Source organism: Paenarthrobacter sp. TYUT067 (assembly GCF_023656375.1).
Taxonomy (GTDB): domain Bacteria; phylum Actinomycetota; class Actinomycetes; order Actinomycetales; family Micrococcaceae; genus Arthrobacter.
The window spans coordinates 1-14,404 of the sequence record NZ_JAMOIT010000030.1 but is presented as its reverse complement, the minus strand read 5'-3'; the positions used below and the strand labels follow the sequence as shown (position 1 = coordinate 14,404).

The window sequence follows — 14,404 nt, the reverse complement described above, 5'->3', positions numbered from 1 at the left end:
GAAATCCATGCCCGAACGCACAGCCACCATCGCCAGCCGCTCCGGACTGCACGCCCGCCCCGCCGCCTTGTTCGCCGAGGCTGCAGGCGAGCAGCCCGTGGAGGTCACCATTGCCATGCAAGGCGAACCCGCCGATGACGCGCTCGACGCCGCGAGCATCCTTTCGCTCATGACGCTCGGCGCTGCCAAGGGTGACGTAGTGGTGCTGCGGGCCGAGGGGGACGGAGCCGACGCCGCGCTGGACGCACTGGTCAAGCTGCTGGAGACGGACTTGGACGCGGAGTAGCTGCTCGCCGGGCTGGCCGATACGACGATTCGCTGCACCTTAGACGATAGGAGTCGTCTAAGGTGCAGCGATCCGTCTCAATGGATGCTGGACGCGGTGTGCGACGGTTCAACGTGAGCCACGCGCTAGGCTTCTGCCATGGCATTGATAGCTCCCCGCGTCACTCCTGGCTTGCCCGCCGATGACGCCCGGAATCTGGCACGCTCCCTCCAAGACAGCGATGACATCACCGTGTTCGTAGATGGCACGGTCCACCGCCTGCCCACCGAGGCGAGGGACGCCGTCGTCGACCTCCTCGCCAGGCTGAGCCGTGGCGAAACGGTGACGGTGAGCAGCGTGGAGGAAATGCTCACCACCTCACAAGCCGCTGAGCTTGCCGGCATCTCCCACACCTATCTGCGCAACATGACCGATCGCGGCGAAATCCCGGTGGAGTACCGGGGAACGCATCGTCGCATCCGGCAGGCCGCCATCATTGAATGGCTGGCAACGCAGAAGAAAAAGCAGCAGGCCCAAGCGGCAGCGGAAGATGACGTCTCCACCGATTCCCAGAGCTAGCCAACCCACATCACCAGCATGCTGTTCAATAGCGGTATGGCAAAAAGCTCCCCTTCGACCGTTTGGCCCGTGGTGCAGCAGGAGCGTCGTGCGCTGATCCAAGACCTCGAACCGCTTGAGCCAGCGCAATGGCAGACGCCGTCCCTGTGCTCCGGCATCCGCCGCGACTACCCCGCCCAGCACGGGGCCACCGTACTCAGCGCATTACTGCTTGCGGTGTCAGGGCGGCCGATCGGGAGCGATGAAGTGAGCGGACCCGGAGCTCCGGTGTTCCTGCAACGGTTGGGAAACGAGTGAAGATGCCAGGGGACACAAAAGGATTGCTTTCTGCCGACGTCCAGGCCTTAGGCCTGACCGGCAGGATCCATTGGACGAAGGGCTCGCCTGCGCCGGAGCCGGGCGCAGAGCCGGGGAGCGAACCCGCGTACATCTTGATTCACGGGATCGGGGTGTCGCATAGATACCTGGCGCGGTTGCATGCTGTTCTCGCGGCGAGCGCACCGACGTACTCGCTGGACCTGCCCGGTTTTGGCGGGACGCCCAAGCCCGGTCGCCAGCTCTCAGTGGAGGACTACGGCGCGTTCATTGCCGATACACTCGCGTCGTGTGGCATCGACTCCTACGTGTTGGTGGGGCATTCGATGGGTACGCAATTTGCCATCGAGGCGGCCCTGCGCGCCCCCGAGCAGGTCAAGCAGTTAGTACTGATGGGTCCCGTGGTGGATTCACGGCATAAAAATGTGTGGCGGCAGTCGCTGGCCCTGAGCCTCGACGGAATACTCCGCGAGAGTCCCACGTCCAACGCGATCGTCATGTCCGACTACTTCCGCTGCGGCCCGCGCTGGTACCTCACCGAGCTGCCGGTGATGATGAAATACCCCACGGAGAAAAGGCTGGCCGGCATCCAGGTACCGTTGCTGGTCCTGCGCGGTAGCCGCGACCAGGTGGCGGGCCCGGATTGGTCACTGCGGTTGTCCAGGACAGTGGTACAGGGTCGCTTGGTGGAGATTCCGGGCGTCGGGCACGTGGCGCAGCACATGCGTCCCAAGGCTGTGGCGGATGCCATCCGGAGCTTCGTCACCGCTACCACTCCGCACCGCTAAACACTGACGCACGACGCCGGCACCTGGACTGGGTGCCGCTTGTCGGGTAGCCGCGTCCCGGCTAGGCTGACGGAGCAAGCGCATTAGTAAGTTTGCTTATGAAAGGGCTGATCGTGACTGACAAAGACTCAACTGAAGAGACCCAGGGCTTCGGCGCCACCGGCGCCACAGGACCCTTCGCCACAGGATCCTATGACACGACCTCCGATGCCGACAGCATCCACGAAGATCCCGATATGCGCCAGGACGAGGACGAGGATCCCGCAGCCTCCGCCAACCCGGACCCCCTGGACGGCAACGTCACAGGGTTGGAGCCCGGCGGTGGAGTTCCTCCGGGAGAAACCCCGCCGGCCGAAGGCAGCATGAGCAGCGACCAAGGCCACCACGAGTAACTCCGCTGCAAGCCTCGCTGTTACGTTGCTAACCCGCTGTTTCGTTGCTGGCCAGCGACGTAACAGCGGGTTGGCAACGTTCTAGGCGTTCGGTAGCTTCAGGATCGCCCCGAGATCGTACTCAGCGGGCTCTTCCAGCTGCGCGTACGTGCAGCTCCCGGGGGTCCTGTCCGGCCGCCACCTGCGGAACTGCGTGGTGTGCCGAAACCTGTCCCCCTCCATGTAGTCGTACTTCACTTCGATCACGAGCTCGGGGCGCAGGGGCACGAAGGAGAAGTCCTTGCCCCCGCTCCAGCGGCTTTGGGCGCCCGGCATGCGTGAACCCCCGGCAGCCTCGTCCTGCCTGGCCCATTCGCCCCACGGGTGTTGGTCGAGTTCAATCTGATACGGCTCAAGATCAGCCACCAAGGCCTCGCGCTTGGCCATGGGAAACGATGCCACTACTCCCACGTGATGCAGCCGGCCGGTGTCATCGTGCAGGCCAAGCAGCATGGAGCCCACTACTTTCGCGGTCTTGTGCCAGCGGAACCCAGCCACCACGCAATCGGCCGTGCGCTCGTGTTTGGTCTTGAACATCACCCGCTTGTTCGGGAGGTACGCCCCATCCAGTGGTTTGGACAGCACACCATCCAGGCCCGCGCCCTCCAGTTGTACGAACCACTCCTGTGCCCGTTCCAGATCAGTCACCGCAGGAGTCACATACACAGGCGGCTCGGCCTCGGCGAGCGCACGTTCCAAGATGGCCCGGCGCTCGGAGAACGGCTTGTCCATGAGGTTCTGATCGCCTAGCGCGAGGATGTCGAACGCAATCATGGACGCCGGGGTCTTCTCAGCAAGCATACGGACGCGGCTGTCGGCGGGGTGGATCCGCTGCTGGAGCACCTCGAATTCGAGCCGGCCACCCTCGATCAGGACGATTTCGCCGTCAATCACGCATTTGTCCGGCAGGTTCTTCCTGAGGGCATCCACCACCTCGGGGAAGTAGCGGGTCATGGGCTTCTCGTTGCGGCTGCCCAGGACGATCTCGTCGCCGTCCTTGAAGACGATGGTCCGGAAGCCGTCCCATTTGGGCTCATAGTGCCCAACATCGGGGATGGTCGGAACGGATTTGGCGAGCATGGGCGAGACGGGTGGCATCACAGGCAGGTCCATAGACAATGTCTACCCGCCGGTGCGCGCCGAAGCTAGTGTTGGCCAGGGATATCTTGGTCGAGCGGCCCAGCGAGTGCCGCCCAGCACCGGCCCCGAAGCCTAAGCGCTAGAAGCCTACCGCTTAGGCTGAACTACCGCCCGTTACATTAATGTGACTTTACTTTCCGGCTCATGTACCGTCGTAGGGCGACCCATATCTCCGCTGGGCCGCTTCCGGATTGACGCCGAGCTCTGCCGCAATCCGGGATCCGCCAGACCCGCGGCAGAGACGGGGGACCCAGGTTCCCGGGCTTGTTACCCACAAGCCCTTGGGGTGAAGCCGCCTTGCGCGGCCGGACGGCCTCGTCCGAACCCGACAGCTAACCTCGAAGGCGTTGAGAGGCAACCACCATGTCCCCAACCATGGATCAGCCGCGCCGCGCCCAGACTGAAGGCGAGCGCACCAAGCCAACCGGACGCCGTCGGGCCCAACCCAGCGGATTCCTTGACAACGCGCCGGCAGATTCCGCCGCCGTCAGCGGAACGTCAAGCACGACGCCGGAATCCGCCACTGCGGCCATGCCCGCCGGGGTGAAACCCACCACGCGTGCGGAAATCCGTGCAGCCGAGCGCGAGCGTGCTGCCCGGGCCGTACTCGCGCCCGAGGAATCGGCGGCAGCTCCGAAGTCCACCACACCGGGACCTCCTACCGCAGCCATCCCCATCGTTCCGCCGGCCAGCCAGGAACCCGATTCACGGGAATCCAGTAGCCAGGAACCCGCCACCACGGCTATTCCAGTGGTGCAGCCTGCAACGCCGGAACCCGCAACTGCGGCCATTCCTGTAGTCACTGCCCGCGATGAGTCCGCGCGCACGCCGGAACCCACGGAGTCCCCGCGCGGCAAGTCTCCAGCTCAGGTGGCCGCAGCCGCTACAGCCTCGGCATCATTGGCTAGCCGCCGGGACGTTCGAAAGCCGGCCGCTGCGCCCACCACCAAGTCCGGTTTTGGCGCCACATCCTCGTTCGGCCGCGAACCGTTCAGCCGTGAACCACAGGCCGCCCTGCGCAAGGCAGCTTCGGTCAAACACATGAGCCAGCGCATGGCCGTGGTGGCGGGGGCCCTTGGCCTCGTGCTGACAGCCGGCGCTTTGGGGCCAGCCCTTGAACTTCCGTTCTTCGGCCAGGAAACCCCGTCGCAGGAAGCCAGCGGGGGCGAAGGCCGCACCTCGGGTTCGGCATCCCCCGGGCCCAAGGCTTCCTACACCACGGCGTCATCACCTTCGGCCTCCACGCCATCCACAGCATCAGGGGCAACGGCTTCCTCCGAGGCCGGCCAGCCCGCGACGATCGCGGAGGCACCCGGGGCGGTGTCGCCGTCGTCGACTCCCACCCCACAGGTTTCGCTCGCGGACCCGGTATGGGTTCCGTCAGCGGGCTCGTCCGCAGTCCCGGCAGTTCCTGGCGCCACCAGCCCGGCACCCACCCAGCCGGCCCCCGCGCCGAGCGATGTGCCGCCCTCGGACACCATCACTACACCGCCTGCGCCGACGCCAACGGGCACTCCCACACCGACCCCGACTCCCACAGGAACTGCGACTCCCACACCGACTCCAACGCCGACGGATACTGCAACGCCGACGTCCAAGCCGAAACCGGGCAAGCCGACCGCTGCCTCAGCACCGCAGCCCAGTGAATCGGCACTTCAGGACATCCTCGATGCCGCCCAGAAGGTATTCGGTTGAGCACCCGCGTGCCCCGTACGTCCACCCATGCGGGGTGGCATAGCCGGTACTGCAGCAGCAGCCGGACCGCCACGTTTCGTCGGCGGATGGGGCGCTGGAGCTGCCAGCGTTTGCGGCGCTCGTAAGGCAACACCGCATACTTCGTACTTACAAGAGGAGGCAGGCACCCGGCCCGGGTACCTGCCTCCTCTTGTTTGTGTTACCGCTGATTGTGTCACCGCGTTGGCGCCTTTAACCCGTCGCCTCAGATCCGTGGCCGTACTGCCCAGCGCCGCGCCTTCAGTGCAGCATGCAATTCGAGCCGGATCGCGCCACTTAATGGATCAGCACCGATGAGCTGACGGATCCGCCCGAGCCGGTTGTAAATGCTGCTCCTGTGGAGGTGAAGTTTGGCGGCGACATCCTGAACTGAGCCGTCGTTGTCATAGAGCAATTCAAGGACGGGCAGGAGTTCGCCGTTTTTGTCGTGGTCCTCGAGTGCCCTGAAATGCACAGATCCCGTGTCATCCCAACCGCCCGGTGCTACCAAACGATCGAACAGCTGGTACACGCCAACAGTTCGGCTGTCCACGAGCTCACCCAAAGGGAGGTCTACTGCGGCCGCTTGGGCAGCAACCTTCGCTTGCCGGTACGCACCGGACAGCTGCCGGATAACTTGGAATGGTTCGCTGATCCCCAGGATTACCCTGTCCACTTTGCGGCCTGCGCGTTTGGCGAGCTCCAGTTGATAGTGCACCAAAACCTGGGCATGGTCCGCCCGGCCGCCCGACTCGCGGAACAACACAACGGAATGCGTCTCCGTTCCGGCGCTGAACAACGCGGCGTTCACGCCGATGGTGGACTGCAGCGCGGCAGATCGATGCGTCAGGGTAGCTGCAATGGGATCGACGTCGGACCTCGCGCCATCGGGGTCGAGGATAGTCACCAGCTGCCACGGACCGCGGCCTTGGATTTCCTTCCAACCCGCGACGGCGGCCACAGCGTTGGATTCGCCGCCGCAGGCTGACAGAAACTCCTGTTCACGCCGTCGCCGGAACTCCGATTCAGCCGTGTTGGAATCAAGGAGCAAGCCCGCCAGCAGGTCCAGCTCGTCCCGCACGCCTGGCAGTTCGGCGAGTATCGCCGTCGCGCTCTGTTCCTCAAGGTCAAGCTGCACCCACAAGTACCCCACGCGGAAACCGCGCACCAGCAAGGGGACACAGACGCGGCCCAACATGCCCAGTTCGTCGTTGGCTGGAACCACCACGGGTCGCACCGCCGTGGCAATGCCGTGAGCAAGCTGCCATGCGCTGACGTCGCTGGGTACCCGCTTGCTCAGGAGGAAGTTCACGCGGACGCGGTCGGCGTGGGACTGGTTGGAGCTGTAGGCGAGGAGAACGCCGTCGAGGTCTTCCAGGGAGAGCCCGCGGCCCAGCTTCAGAGCCACCCGTTCAACGATCTGTTCCACGTCCTGCTGCATCGGAAAAGCGTACCAACAGCAGGCGACACTTGACGCTTCAGTGCTCGACAAATGTCGAGCTTGCTTGGCAAAGATCCTTATATCCACAGGGTTTTCCTGTGCGGGCTGCTCCGACTCCATGTCGCCTGCCTCACAGCCGGATTTATTCTGGAATCACAGCCCGCAACACATTTTTCGGCCGAAGAGGCCGCTAACGATGGAGCCCACAGATGATCATCGGTGTCCCCAAAGAAATCAAGAACAACGAGTTCCGCGTAGCCATCACGGCTGCCGGCGTCCACGAGTTCCGCACCCACGGACACTCCGTTCTGGTTGAGCGCGGCGCAGGCCTCGGCTCGGGCATCACCGACGAGGAATACTCGATCGCCGGCGCAGAAATCGTCAACGAAGCCGACGATGTCTGGGCCCGCGCAGACATGGTCATGAAGGTCAAAGAACCCATCGCGGCCGAGTACCACCGCTTCCGCAAGGGCCTCATCCTCTTCACCTACCTCCACCTCGCCGCAGAGCCCGAGCTCACCGCCGAGCTCATCAACTCCGGCGTCACGGCCATCGCCTATGAAACCGTTCAGGAGGGCCGCACGCTTCCGCTGCTCGCCCCGATGTCCGAGGTCGCAGGTCGCCTGTCCGTAGTGGTCGGCGCTTCCTCCCTCATGGCTCCGGCCGGTGGCAAGGGTGTCCTCCTGGGCGGCGTACCGGGTGTGCGCCCGGCCAAGGTTGTTGTCCTCGGCGCCGGCGTTGCGGGAACCAACGCCGCAGCCATGGCGCTGGGCCTCGGTGCTGATGTCACCATCATGGACATCAACATCAACCGGCTGCGCGAACTCGACGCCCTCTACCAGGGCCGCCTGAAGACCGTTGCCTCCAACGCCTACGAGATCGAGAAGTCAGTCATCGACGCAGATCTCGTGATCGGCTCCGTCCTGATCCCCGGCGCCAAGGCACCCAAGCTGGTCACCAACGACCTCGTTGCCCGCATGAAGCCGGGCTCGGTTCTTGTGGACATCGCCGTTGACCAGGGCGGCTGCTTCGAGGACACGCACCCCACCACCCACCAGGAACCGACGTACAAGGTCCACAACTCGATCTTCTACTGCGTTGCCAACATGCCTGGCGCCGTTCCGAACACCTCCACGTACGCACTGACCAACGTCACCCTGCGCTACGCCGTGGCACTGGCCAACCTGGGCGTCAAGGCCGCCTTCGACCGCGATCCCGCGCTCGCCGCCGGCCTCAACATCGCTGCAGGCCACGTGGCACACCACTCCGTTTCCGAGGCACACAACCTGCCGCTGGTGACGGACTGGCACAGCCTGGTCACCGCATAGCGAAGCCTTCGCGGCGACAGAAACACGTCCCTGGCCCGCTGTTCCGTTGCTGCCCAGCAACGGAACAGCGGGCTTCCGACGTTTCAGCGCGAAAAGTTCCGATGGGTGTCTCCACCTCAAGCTGCAGCACAGGCTCCTGGATGCCCAGCTTGTGGAGAAGCAGGCGAGTGCGTGTCTCCCCCACTGACTCGGATCTCTTATCCATTGCGGCGAGAACCTGACGCAGCCGCCGCGCACCCCGCGTGATCCTGCCGCTGTCCGGAAAATGTTGCAGGATTCCCGGATCAGCACCCCGCCTGAGGGCCTGGTCCGCGATAACCACGGCTGCTTCGAAAGCCAACGTTCTCGCACAGTCGATCACTGTCCGTTCAAGGCTCGTGACTCTGACCCGGCCTCCCCACGGCGCGGGCACTTCCGTGATTTCTTCCGGGTTCAACGGCCCACCGTGGGCAACCACATCCGCACCCGAACTTGCCTGGGCAGGAGAGAATGGCGTGGTGACATGCACTTGAGGGCCACCTTCCCAGTCAAGGCACCCATGGAGCCGGGCAGCACTCAGGTGGCTATACGTTGCTTGGCCCGACGTGCTGCACGCATGGGCCTGAATACGGAGTATCTCCCGTTCCCAGGGCTTGCGACGACGCCAGTCAACTGTCCGGACATAGGCACCGCGCCTCAGCCTCAGGAGCTTCCCCGAACGCACTCCTGCGGTCAGCGCGCGGTCCCCCAGGCCCGTGGCCGCAAGCTCGGGGGTTGAGGCAACAAGGGTGGACGGCCAATGCTCAGCGAGAAGGGCATCAAGCTTTTGTGATTGCATCTACCCATTTTTGGTGCAGGGGCGGCCGACAACCATCGATGATGCATCCTATGTGGACAACTACGTGCCGAGGCCGCTGTTCCGTTGAGGCCCAACGACGGAACAGCGGGCCGAGAACGGATTTGCGGTTAGGGCCTCGACGGGAGGGACGGAACCAGCTGCGACGGAACCGGCACAGGAACACCCGAGGGGCCAAGCTTGGAGGGATCGATCGTGGAGGGGTCGATCTCCGGCGGGGTCACGGGCAACACCGGCGGCGTGGGGACGACGCCGTTTCCGGGCTCCTGGTGCGACGGCGCGTTGGGGGTACGTTGCGATGGTTCGCCCCCGGGCTGCGGCTGGGGTTCGGGAGCAACAGGACTGACGGGTGCCGCCGGAGCAGGCTGGGGTTGGACAGTGGCAGGACCTTGCTGCGGCACGTCCGGAGCAGGCACCTGCTGCTCGGGGGTGGTGCCAGCGGGCGCATCGGGTTGGGGAGCGCTGCCCGAACCCGGGTTCAGTTGTGACACCACCGAACCGATTGCTGCTCCAAGATGCTGGAAAGCGCCCGGCAGGCCGCCCTCCGATGCGACGGCAGCGGTAGCCCCGCCTGCCATGGACACGGCAACGGCAAGGCCCGCGATGGCGGCGCGGCGCTTCTTACGACGACGTGCAGCGAGTTCGTCCACAGGAGCGGACCCGGGCTGGGGCTCCGGCGCAACGGTGGCGAGTACCGCCGTGGGTGCACCCGACGACGCGGACGGTCCCTCCGCCGTCGAGGGCTGTTCGGTGACAGCGAGCCGTTCTGTGGCGGCTGGGCTGCTGACCATGAGCGCGCGGACTGCGTCGGACGGCAAAGGGGCAGTGCCAGCCAGTGAACGGAGCTCCAGAAGTTCCGTGCGGAGGGCTGCGTCGCCGGAGAGGCCGGAGTCGGCCAGCAAATGGTCGATGGCCTGCTGGTCGCGGCGTCCGCGAGGCGTGAATTGTTCGCTCATGATGTGCCGTTCCTTAGTAGTGCACGCTTCTTCAGTGCACCCAATGCCCTGCGCTGCAGTTGTTTGACGGATCCCTGGGACTTGCCCATGATCGCCGCCGTATCTTCCACCGAAACATCTGCGACGACCCGAAGTGCCAGGACCTCCCGATAATCGTCGGGAAGATCATCCAAAATCTCGGTGACTCCCAGGCCGGCGACTCGTCCAAAAGCCTGGTCTTCCGCCGAAGGCACCCGCCTGGCGTCCAAGTCCGCCTCATATGGCGTGGACTCGGGCGTTCGTTCCCGCTTGCGATAGTGGTCAACCATCCGCGCGTGCGCGATGGTGAACAGCAACGTCTTGGCACCCTGAAGCCCTCCACGGAGCGAATCCAGCTTGGGATACAGGGCCAGGAATACGTCCTGCGTCACGGCTTCGGGGTCGTCCACGCCGCGTGCCCTGAGATAGCCAAAAACCGGTCCGGCGAAGTTGTTGTAGGCAGCCGTGAAGAGCAGGGCGGGATCATCCTGATCCGCCTGCACGTATTCATCAGCCAAAGGGTCTAGCACCCGTGGATGCCTCCGTCCCACACCACACTACGTAGCGGGGCTCCTTGTCCTAAGCCAAGGAGCCCCGCCCTTAAACCGTAACCGCTGCTTGCTTAGCGGACAGAATCGAGGGGTGCGCCCGGAACAGCCGGGACCTCGGAGGGAAGCTGAGTGGACAGCTCAGGAGTCGCGGGAACGGCAGGAACAGCCGGCGCGGCGGGAACGCCCGGCACTGCGGGGACAGCCGGTACGGCAGGGGTTGCAGGCAGTTCGGACGTAACGGCGGCGTCGACGTCGGCCTCAGCCTTTGCCGAACCGTCAGCCTTCAGGCCGGCGGCCTTACCGGCTTCCACCACGGACTCGCAATGCGCCTCCACCTTGGCTTCGCCGCCGGCAGCGATGGTCAAGGACTCGAAGCCCGGAACCTTCGTGTCGGACTTCAGGCCGCCGTTGAGGAAAGCGGTGCAGAGACCGAAAGCCTCCGGGGAGGTGGCATCTTCTGCCGCAGCTTTGGCATCGGACACTGCGTCGGCAGCCTTGGCCTGGCCGGCTTCGGCGGCCTCGGTTGCCGTTGCCTTCGCGGTCTCGACGGCGTCAGTGGCCTGAGACTTGGCGGTTTCGGTAGCGTCGGCTGCTGCAGCTTCGGCTGCTGCGACGGTCTTCCCGGCCACCGGGGCCGGTGCTCCAACGAGGTCGTGGGCGGACTGCTGAATATCAGTGGGAAGTGCGCCATTGAACGCAGCGACGCCGGTTCCACCGGCAGCTACAGCTCCGGCAGCCAGGACGCCCGCGGCGACTTTGCTGGTGGCAAGGACAGTGAACAAGGACATGAAACCCTCCGACAAACGATTTTGGGATTGCCCCGGCCGCGGTTGGGTCGCGACCGGATGATCAGCGTGCGGACGTGGCCCGCACACCCCTTACATCGCTCGCGACGCCGGTGAGGTTACGCCTTGTCCGAAATTCTTTTTCAAGAGCTCGGATACTGCTTCTTGGCCGTGCTGCTACTTATCCACATAACGCTCCTTTTCCACACTGGCTAGATGTCCCCATGGCCGGGCACGTTGGGGCCAACTATGCTCAAGAAACCGCCCGGCACCTTTGGACGCCCGGCGATTGACATGGCACTACGTTCAGGGGATACGTGATGGGGCTGAGAATCTGATGGGGCAGGGACTGGTAGGCGCGGATGTCGGGGATCTCCGGCGTTTGTCCGCTGTCATGGACGCCGAGGCTGAGAAGATCACAAATCTTCAACAGCAGCTCACAGCCATGATCCAGGCAGGTTCGTACTGGCAGGGAAATGACGCCGACCAGTTCCGGAGCAGGTGGCAGAGCGATCTCCGCGGACGGTTGGGAGCAGCAGCCACATGTCTGCGGACCAACGCCCGCGCCCTAAAACTCAACGCAGACCAGCAGGAACAAGCCTCCACGGGCGGTCCCGGGGGACCCAAGGGAGGACCCTCAGCAGGGACGGGGAGGACAGCACCCGGACCGCTGGAGTTCACTTTTGATCCCACCACCTACGGCCCGGTCACGGTGGAAGGCAGCGGCTCCTTCGACAGTAAAGCGTCGGGCGAAACGCACGGTTCCATAGGTCCGGCCGGCATCGACGTTGGCGGCTCCGGCGAGGCTTCCACCGGAGGTGAGATGACCTGGAAGGCAGGCTCTGAGTTCGGTCCTGTCAAGACGACAGTTACCAACGAAACGTTTGTGGGCGCGCGCGCCGAAGGCGAGTACGGGGCCAGTGTGCCGTTCGGGTTCGGACTGCCGAACGCCCACGCCAACGGCGAAGCATTCGCAGGCGCAGAGAACGTGACCACCGTACGATCCGACTTCTTTGACGGCTGGGTGACCGACACCTCCACCACGCGAATGATGACAGGAGTGGAGGCCAGCGCACACGCCAATGCCAGCAGCCCGTTCCTGTTTTCCGCGGGTGGGGAAGGCTTTGCCGGTCAAAAGGTCACCATAGATAACAAGACCGAGTTCGCCGGCGGCTTGTTCTCCGTGGGTCAGGGCGGAGAATTGCGGGCCGGAGCCTGGGCAAGCGCCGGCGAAGGCGAGGTCAGCGTCAAGGGCCGCGAGACCACCGGGACAGCCTTCAGCGCAGGTGCCGGAGCGGAACTGACTGGAAGCCGGTATGTAGAAGTTTTGGGCCAAACCGTAACTCTCAACGCAACGGTCGCCGCCGGAGCGGGCGAGGGTCACTTCTTCACGGCATCCGTTGACGAGGACGGGCTCACTCTGGGCGCGGGCGCCAAGCTCACCGCGGAACTGGGCCTGGGTGCGGGTGGCCAGATCACCCTCAGCCCCAAGGGGTTGGTGGATTCCGTCACCGGATTCGTCGATTTCCTGAACAACTGACATTCCTCACTCCAGTCCACTGCCGGAAAGGCTCCCATGTCGCAGCAGGTATTCCCGTCCACAGCTTTCCCCGCCTACCCCACCATCAAACTCAGCCCGCCAGCCGGGTGGACCCATCAGGTGGTCCCCGACGCCGTGGGCGCCTTGATGGCTCCTGCATCCGAAGGCCGCTACACGCCAAACGTGGTCATCTCCGTGTCCCGTCGATTGCCTGGCTACCAGCTGCAGGACATCGCTGCGTCCGTTGACTCGTTCTTGGACGCTTTGCCGGACGCCGTCCTGCTGGGCACAGAACCGGTAGTGATCAACGGAAGGGACTGGTACGTACGCGAGGCACGTTATACACACCCGCAAGCGGGCTCACTGACCCAGTTCACCGCCGTGACGGTGGTCCATCAGGACGCCGCTTCGGATATCGTCCAGCTGACTGGCAGCTGCCAGCCCAGTGAAGGCGAGGACCTGAAGGCCATCTATTCGTTGGTCGCCAGCGCTGACATTACGCCAGCGTCCTAGCCTGCTCGATCAGCTTCAGCACCTCAACCGAGTCCGCCGGATCCACAGGTAACGGAAGCGCGGATGCTGAGCCGCCGTCGTCGAGCTTTTCGGCGAGGATCCGGTAAAACTCAGGGTATGCACCGCGCTCCGTGGGGATAGCGGTGCGCTGCCCGTCTCCCTCCAGCGTGCCGTGGTTTTGGGGAGCTTCGACGCCGTACTCCGCATCCGTCGGCAGCCCGCCACCCAGCAGGTACGGCTCCTGCGGATCGGTGCCGAACTTTACGTAGCCGCCCTCTGTGCCGAGGATGCGAAAGCGTGGGCCATGGAGATGGCTGTTGAGGTTGAGGGTGACATGGCTGATCACCCCTGACTCGTGCCGGAGAGCCAGGAACACGTCGTCGTCGGCGCTTTCCTGAGGACGACGAGCCTGTATTTCCGCGAAAGTGACGGTGGCCGGTCCCAGGAATCGAAGAGCAAGATCGAGGACGTGCGTGCCGAGGTCAAACAGGACACCGCCACCGTCTTCGGCCGTGGCGCTGGCCTTCCAAGCCTTGGCGATTTCCGGCGCCCAGCGCTCCATGCCCACCTCGAACCGGGTCACGGTTCCCAGCGTACCGGCGTCGAGCAGTTTCTTCACGGTGAGCGAGTCACCATCCCATCGCCGGTTTTGGTAGACGGTGAGGACACGGCCCAGTTTCCCAGCCAGTCGGATCAGTTCCTCACCCTCGGCGCTGCGCACCGTGAACGGTTTATCAACGACGACGTCGAGCCCGGCTTCCAGCGCAGCTTTCGCGAGTGGAAAATGGGTGGCGGGCGGAGTGCCCAGGACCACCAGGTCCAGTTGGTCCGCGAGAGCCAGGATGTCCTGTGGGGAACTGACGATGCGCGTTTCCGGGTACCGCTCTTTCGCTTTGGCCTGCCTTCCGGCGTCCGAGGTTGAAATAACTGCGAGCTCATAAGCAGGGTTGCTCGCGATGAAGGGCGCATGGAAGACGCTGCCCGAAAGGCCAAAACCTGCAACGGCGGTACGTATCGGCTGGGAAGTCATGTGCCTAGGCTACCGATCCTCTCTCACGTAATAGCCCTTTTACGCCAACTGCGGCCGTATGGTTTTCTGAGACAGGTTGATGGGAGATCGACTTCAGAATGACTGGTCCTAGAAGAAAATATGATGCGGCTTTCCGTGAGGAAGCTGTGCAGCTGGTGTTGTCCTCGGATCGTTCA

At 64.2% G+C, this 14,404-nt stretch carries 16 protein-coding genes and 1 riboswitch; of the genes, 9 read left to right on the top strand and 7 right to left on the bottom strand.

The window, feature by feature from the left end; all coding sequences use genetic code 11:
• The first annotated feature begins 7 nt into the window (after nucleotides 1–7).
• From MOD31_RS20625 to MOD31_RS20605, 5 genes are all read left to right on the top strand, one after another.
• Nucleotides 8–286, top strand: a complete 279-nt coding sequence (locus tag MOD31_RS20625) for an HPr family phosphocarrier protein (RefSeq protein WP_089596564.1) — start codon at nucleotides 8–10, stop codon at nucleotides 284–286.
• A gap of 138 nt (nucleotides 287–424) precedes the next feature.
• Entirely contained in the window at nucleotides 425–844 is a 420-nt protein-coding gene (locus MOD31_RS20620) for a helix-turn-helix domain-containing protein (protein WP_142937580.1), read from the top strand.
• A 36-nt stretch (nucleotides 845–880) separates the two neighbouring features.
• A complete protein-coding gene (locus MOD31_RS20615; protein WP_250821561.1) occupies nucleotides 881–1,141 on the top strand; it encodes a hypothetical protein in 261 nt (86 codons plus the stop codon).
• Between the two features lie 2 nt (nucleotides 1,142–1,143).
• Complete coding sequence (locus MOD31_RS20610) at nucleotides 1,144–1,947, top strand: alpha/beta fold hydrolase (RefSeq protein ID WP_250821560.1); 804 nt, start codon at nucleotides 1,144–1,146, stop codon at nucleotides 1,945–1,947.
• A 113-nt stretch (nucleotides 1,948–2,060) separates the two neighbouring features.
• Nucleotides 2,061–2,339, top strand: coding sequence for a DUF6480 family protein (locus tag MOD31_RS20605; protein WP_250821559.1), 279 nt, complete (start codon nucleotides 2,061–2,063; stop codon nucleotides 2,337–2,339).
• Between the two features lie 81 nt (nucleotides 2,340–2,420).
• Here the strand turns inward: MOD31_RS20605 and MOD31_RS20600 are convergent, their stop codons facing one another.
• Nucleotides 2,421–3,491 carry an ATP-dependent DNA ligase gene (locus MOD31_RS20600; RefSeq protein ID WP_250821558.1) on the bottom strand — a complete coding sequence of 357 codons (1,071 nt, stop codon included), beginning with the start codon at nucleotides 3,489–3,491 and terminating at the stop codon, nucleotides 2,421–2,423.
• 239 nt (nucleotides 3,492–3,730) lie between these two features.
• A riboswitch (cyclic di-AMP (ydaO/yuaA leader) is annotated at nucleotides 3,731–3,879 on the top strand.
• 2 nt (nucleotides 3,880–3,881) lie between these two features.
• On the opposite strand from MOD31_RS20600, the gene MOD31_RS20595 reads away from it, so the two are divergent.
• Nucleotides 3,882–5,213 carry a hypothetical protein gene (locus MOD31_RS20595; RefSeq protein WP_250821570.1) on the top strand — a complete coding sequence of 444 codons (1,332 nt, stop codon included), beginning with the start codon at nucleotides 3,882–3,884 and terminating at the stop codon, nucleotides 5,211–5,213.
• A gap of 244 nt (nucleotides 5,214–5,457) precedes the next feature.
• Here the strand turns inward: MOD31_RS20595 and MOD31_RS20590 are convergent, their stop codons facing one another.
• The gene (locus MOD31_RS20590) at nucleotides 5,458–6,672 is read right to left on the bottom strand and encodes a CdaR family transcriptional regulator (RefSeq protein ID WP_142937574.1); all 1,215 of its coding nucleotides are present in this window, start codon (nucleotides 6,670–6,672) and stop codon (nucleotides 5,458–5,460) included.
• A 209-nt stretch (nucleotides 6,673–6,881) separates the two neighbouring features.
• Here MOD31_RS20590 and ald point away from each other — a divergent pair, with 209 nt between their 5' ends.
• Nucleotides 6,882–8,000, top strand: a complete 1,119-nt coding sequence (gene ald, locus MOD31_RS20585) for an alanine dehydrogenase (RefSeq protein ID WP_142937573.1) — start codon at nucleotides 6,882–6,884, stop codon at nucleotides 7,998–8,000.
• Here the strand turns inward: ald and MOD31_RS20580 are convergent.
• The 4 genes from MOD31_RS20580 to MOD31_RS20565 form a co-directional block, all read right to left on the bottom strand.
• Nucleotides 7,990–8,817 (bottom strand): type IV toxin-antitoxin system AbiEi family antitoxin domain-containing protein, encoded by an 828-nt coding sequence (locus MOD31_RS20580; protein WP_142937572.1) that lies wholly within the window; start codon nucleotides 8,815–8,817, stop codon nucleotides 7,990–7,992. The genes ald and MOD31_RS20580 overlap by 11 nt on opposite strands.
• 128 nt (nucleotides 8,818–8,945) lie before the next feature.
• Nucleotides 8,946–9,791, bottom strand: coding sequence for a hypothetical protein (locus MOD31_RS20575; RefSeq protein WP_142937571.1), 846 nt, complete (start codon nucleotides 9,789–9,791; stop codon nucleotides 8,946–8,948).
• The gene (locus MOD31_RS20570) at nucleotides 9,788–10,339 is read right to left on the bottom strand and encodes a sigma-70 family RNA polymerase sigma factor (protein ID WP_250821557.1); all 552 of its coding nucleotides are present in this window, start codon (nucleotides 10,337–10,339) and stop codon (nucleotides 9,788–9,790) included. Before MOD31_RS20570 ends, MOD31_RS20575 begins: the two co-directional genes overlap by 4 nt.
• 92 nt (nucleotides 10,340–10,431) lie before the next feature.
• A complete protein-coding gene (locus tag MOD31_RS20565) occupies nucleotides 10,432–11,148 on the bottom strand; it encodes a hypothetical protein (protein WP_250821556.1) in 717 nt (238 codons plus the stop codon).
• A gap of 334 nt (nucleotides 11,149–11,482) precedes the next feature.
• Here MOD31_RS20565 and MOD31_RS20560 point away from each other — a divergent pair, with 334 nt between their 5' ends.
• Nucleotides 11,483–12,685 (top strand): WXG100 family type VII secretion target, encoded by a 1,203-nt coding sequence (locus MOD31_RS20560; protein WP_142937568.1) that lies wholly within the window; start codon nucleotides 11,483–11,485, stop codon nucleotides 12,683–12,685.
• A gap of 36 nt (nucleotides 12,686–12,721) precedes the next feature.
• Nucleotides 12,722–13,198 (top strand): hypothetical protein, encoded by a 477-nt coding sequence (locus tag MOD31_RS20555; protein ID WP_142937567.1) that lies wholly within the window; start codon nucleotides 12,722–12,724, stop codon nucleotides 13,196–13,198.
• On the opposite strand, the gene MOD31_RS20550 is transcribed toward MOD31_RS20555, so the two are convergent.
• The gene (locus MOD31_RS20550; RefSeq protein ID WP_250821555.1) at nucleotides 13,182–14,228 is read right to left on the bottom strand and encodes a Gfo/Idh/MocA family oxidoreductase; all 1,047 of its coding nucleotides are present in this window, start codon (nucleotides 14,226–14,228) and stop codon (nucleotides 13,182–13,184) included. The two genes, MOD31_RS20555 and MOD31_RS20550, sit on opposite strands and share 17 nt — an antisense overlap.
• Between the last annotated feature and the right edge of the window lie 176 nt (nucleotides 14,229–14,404).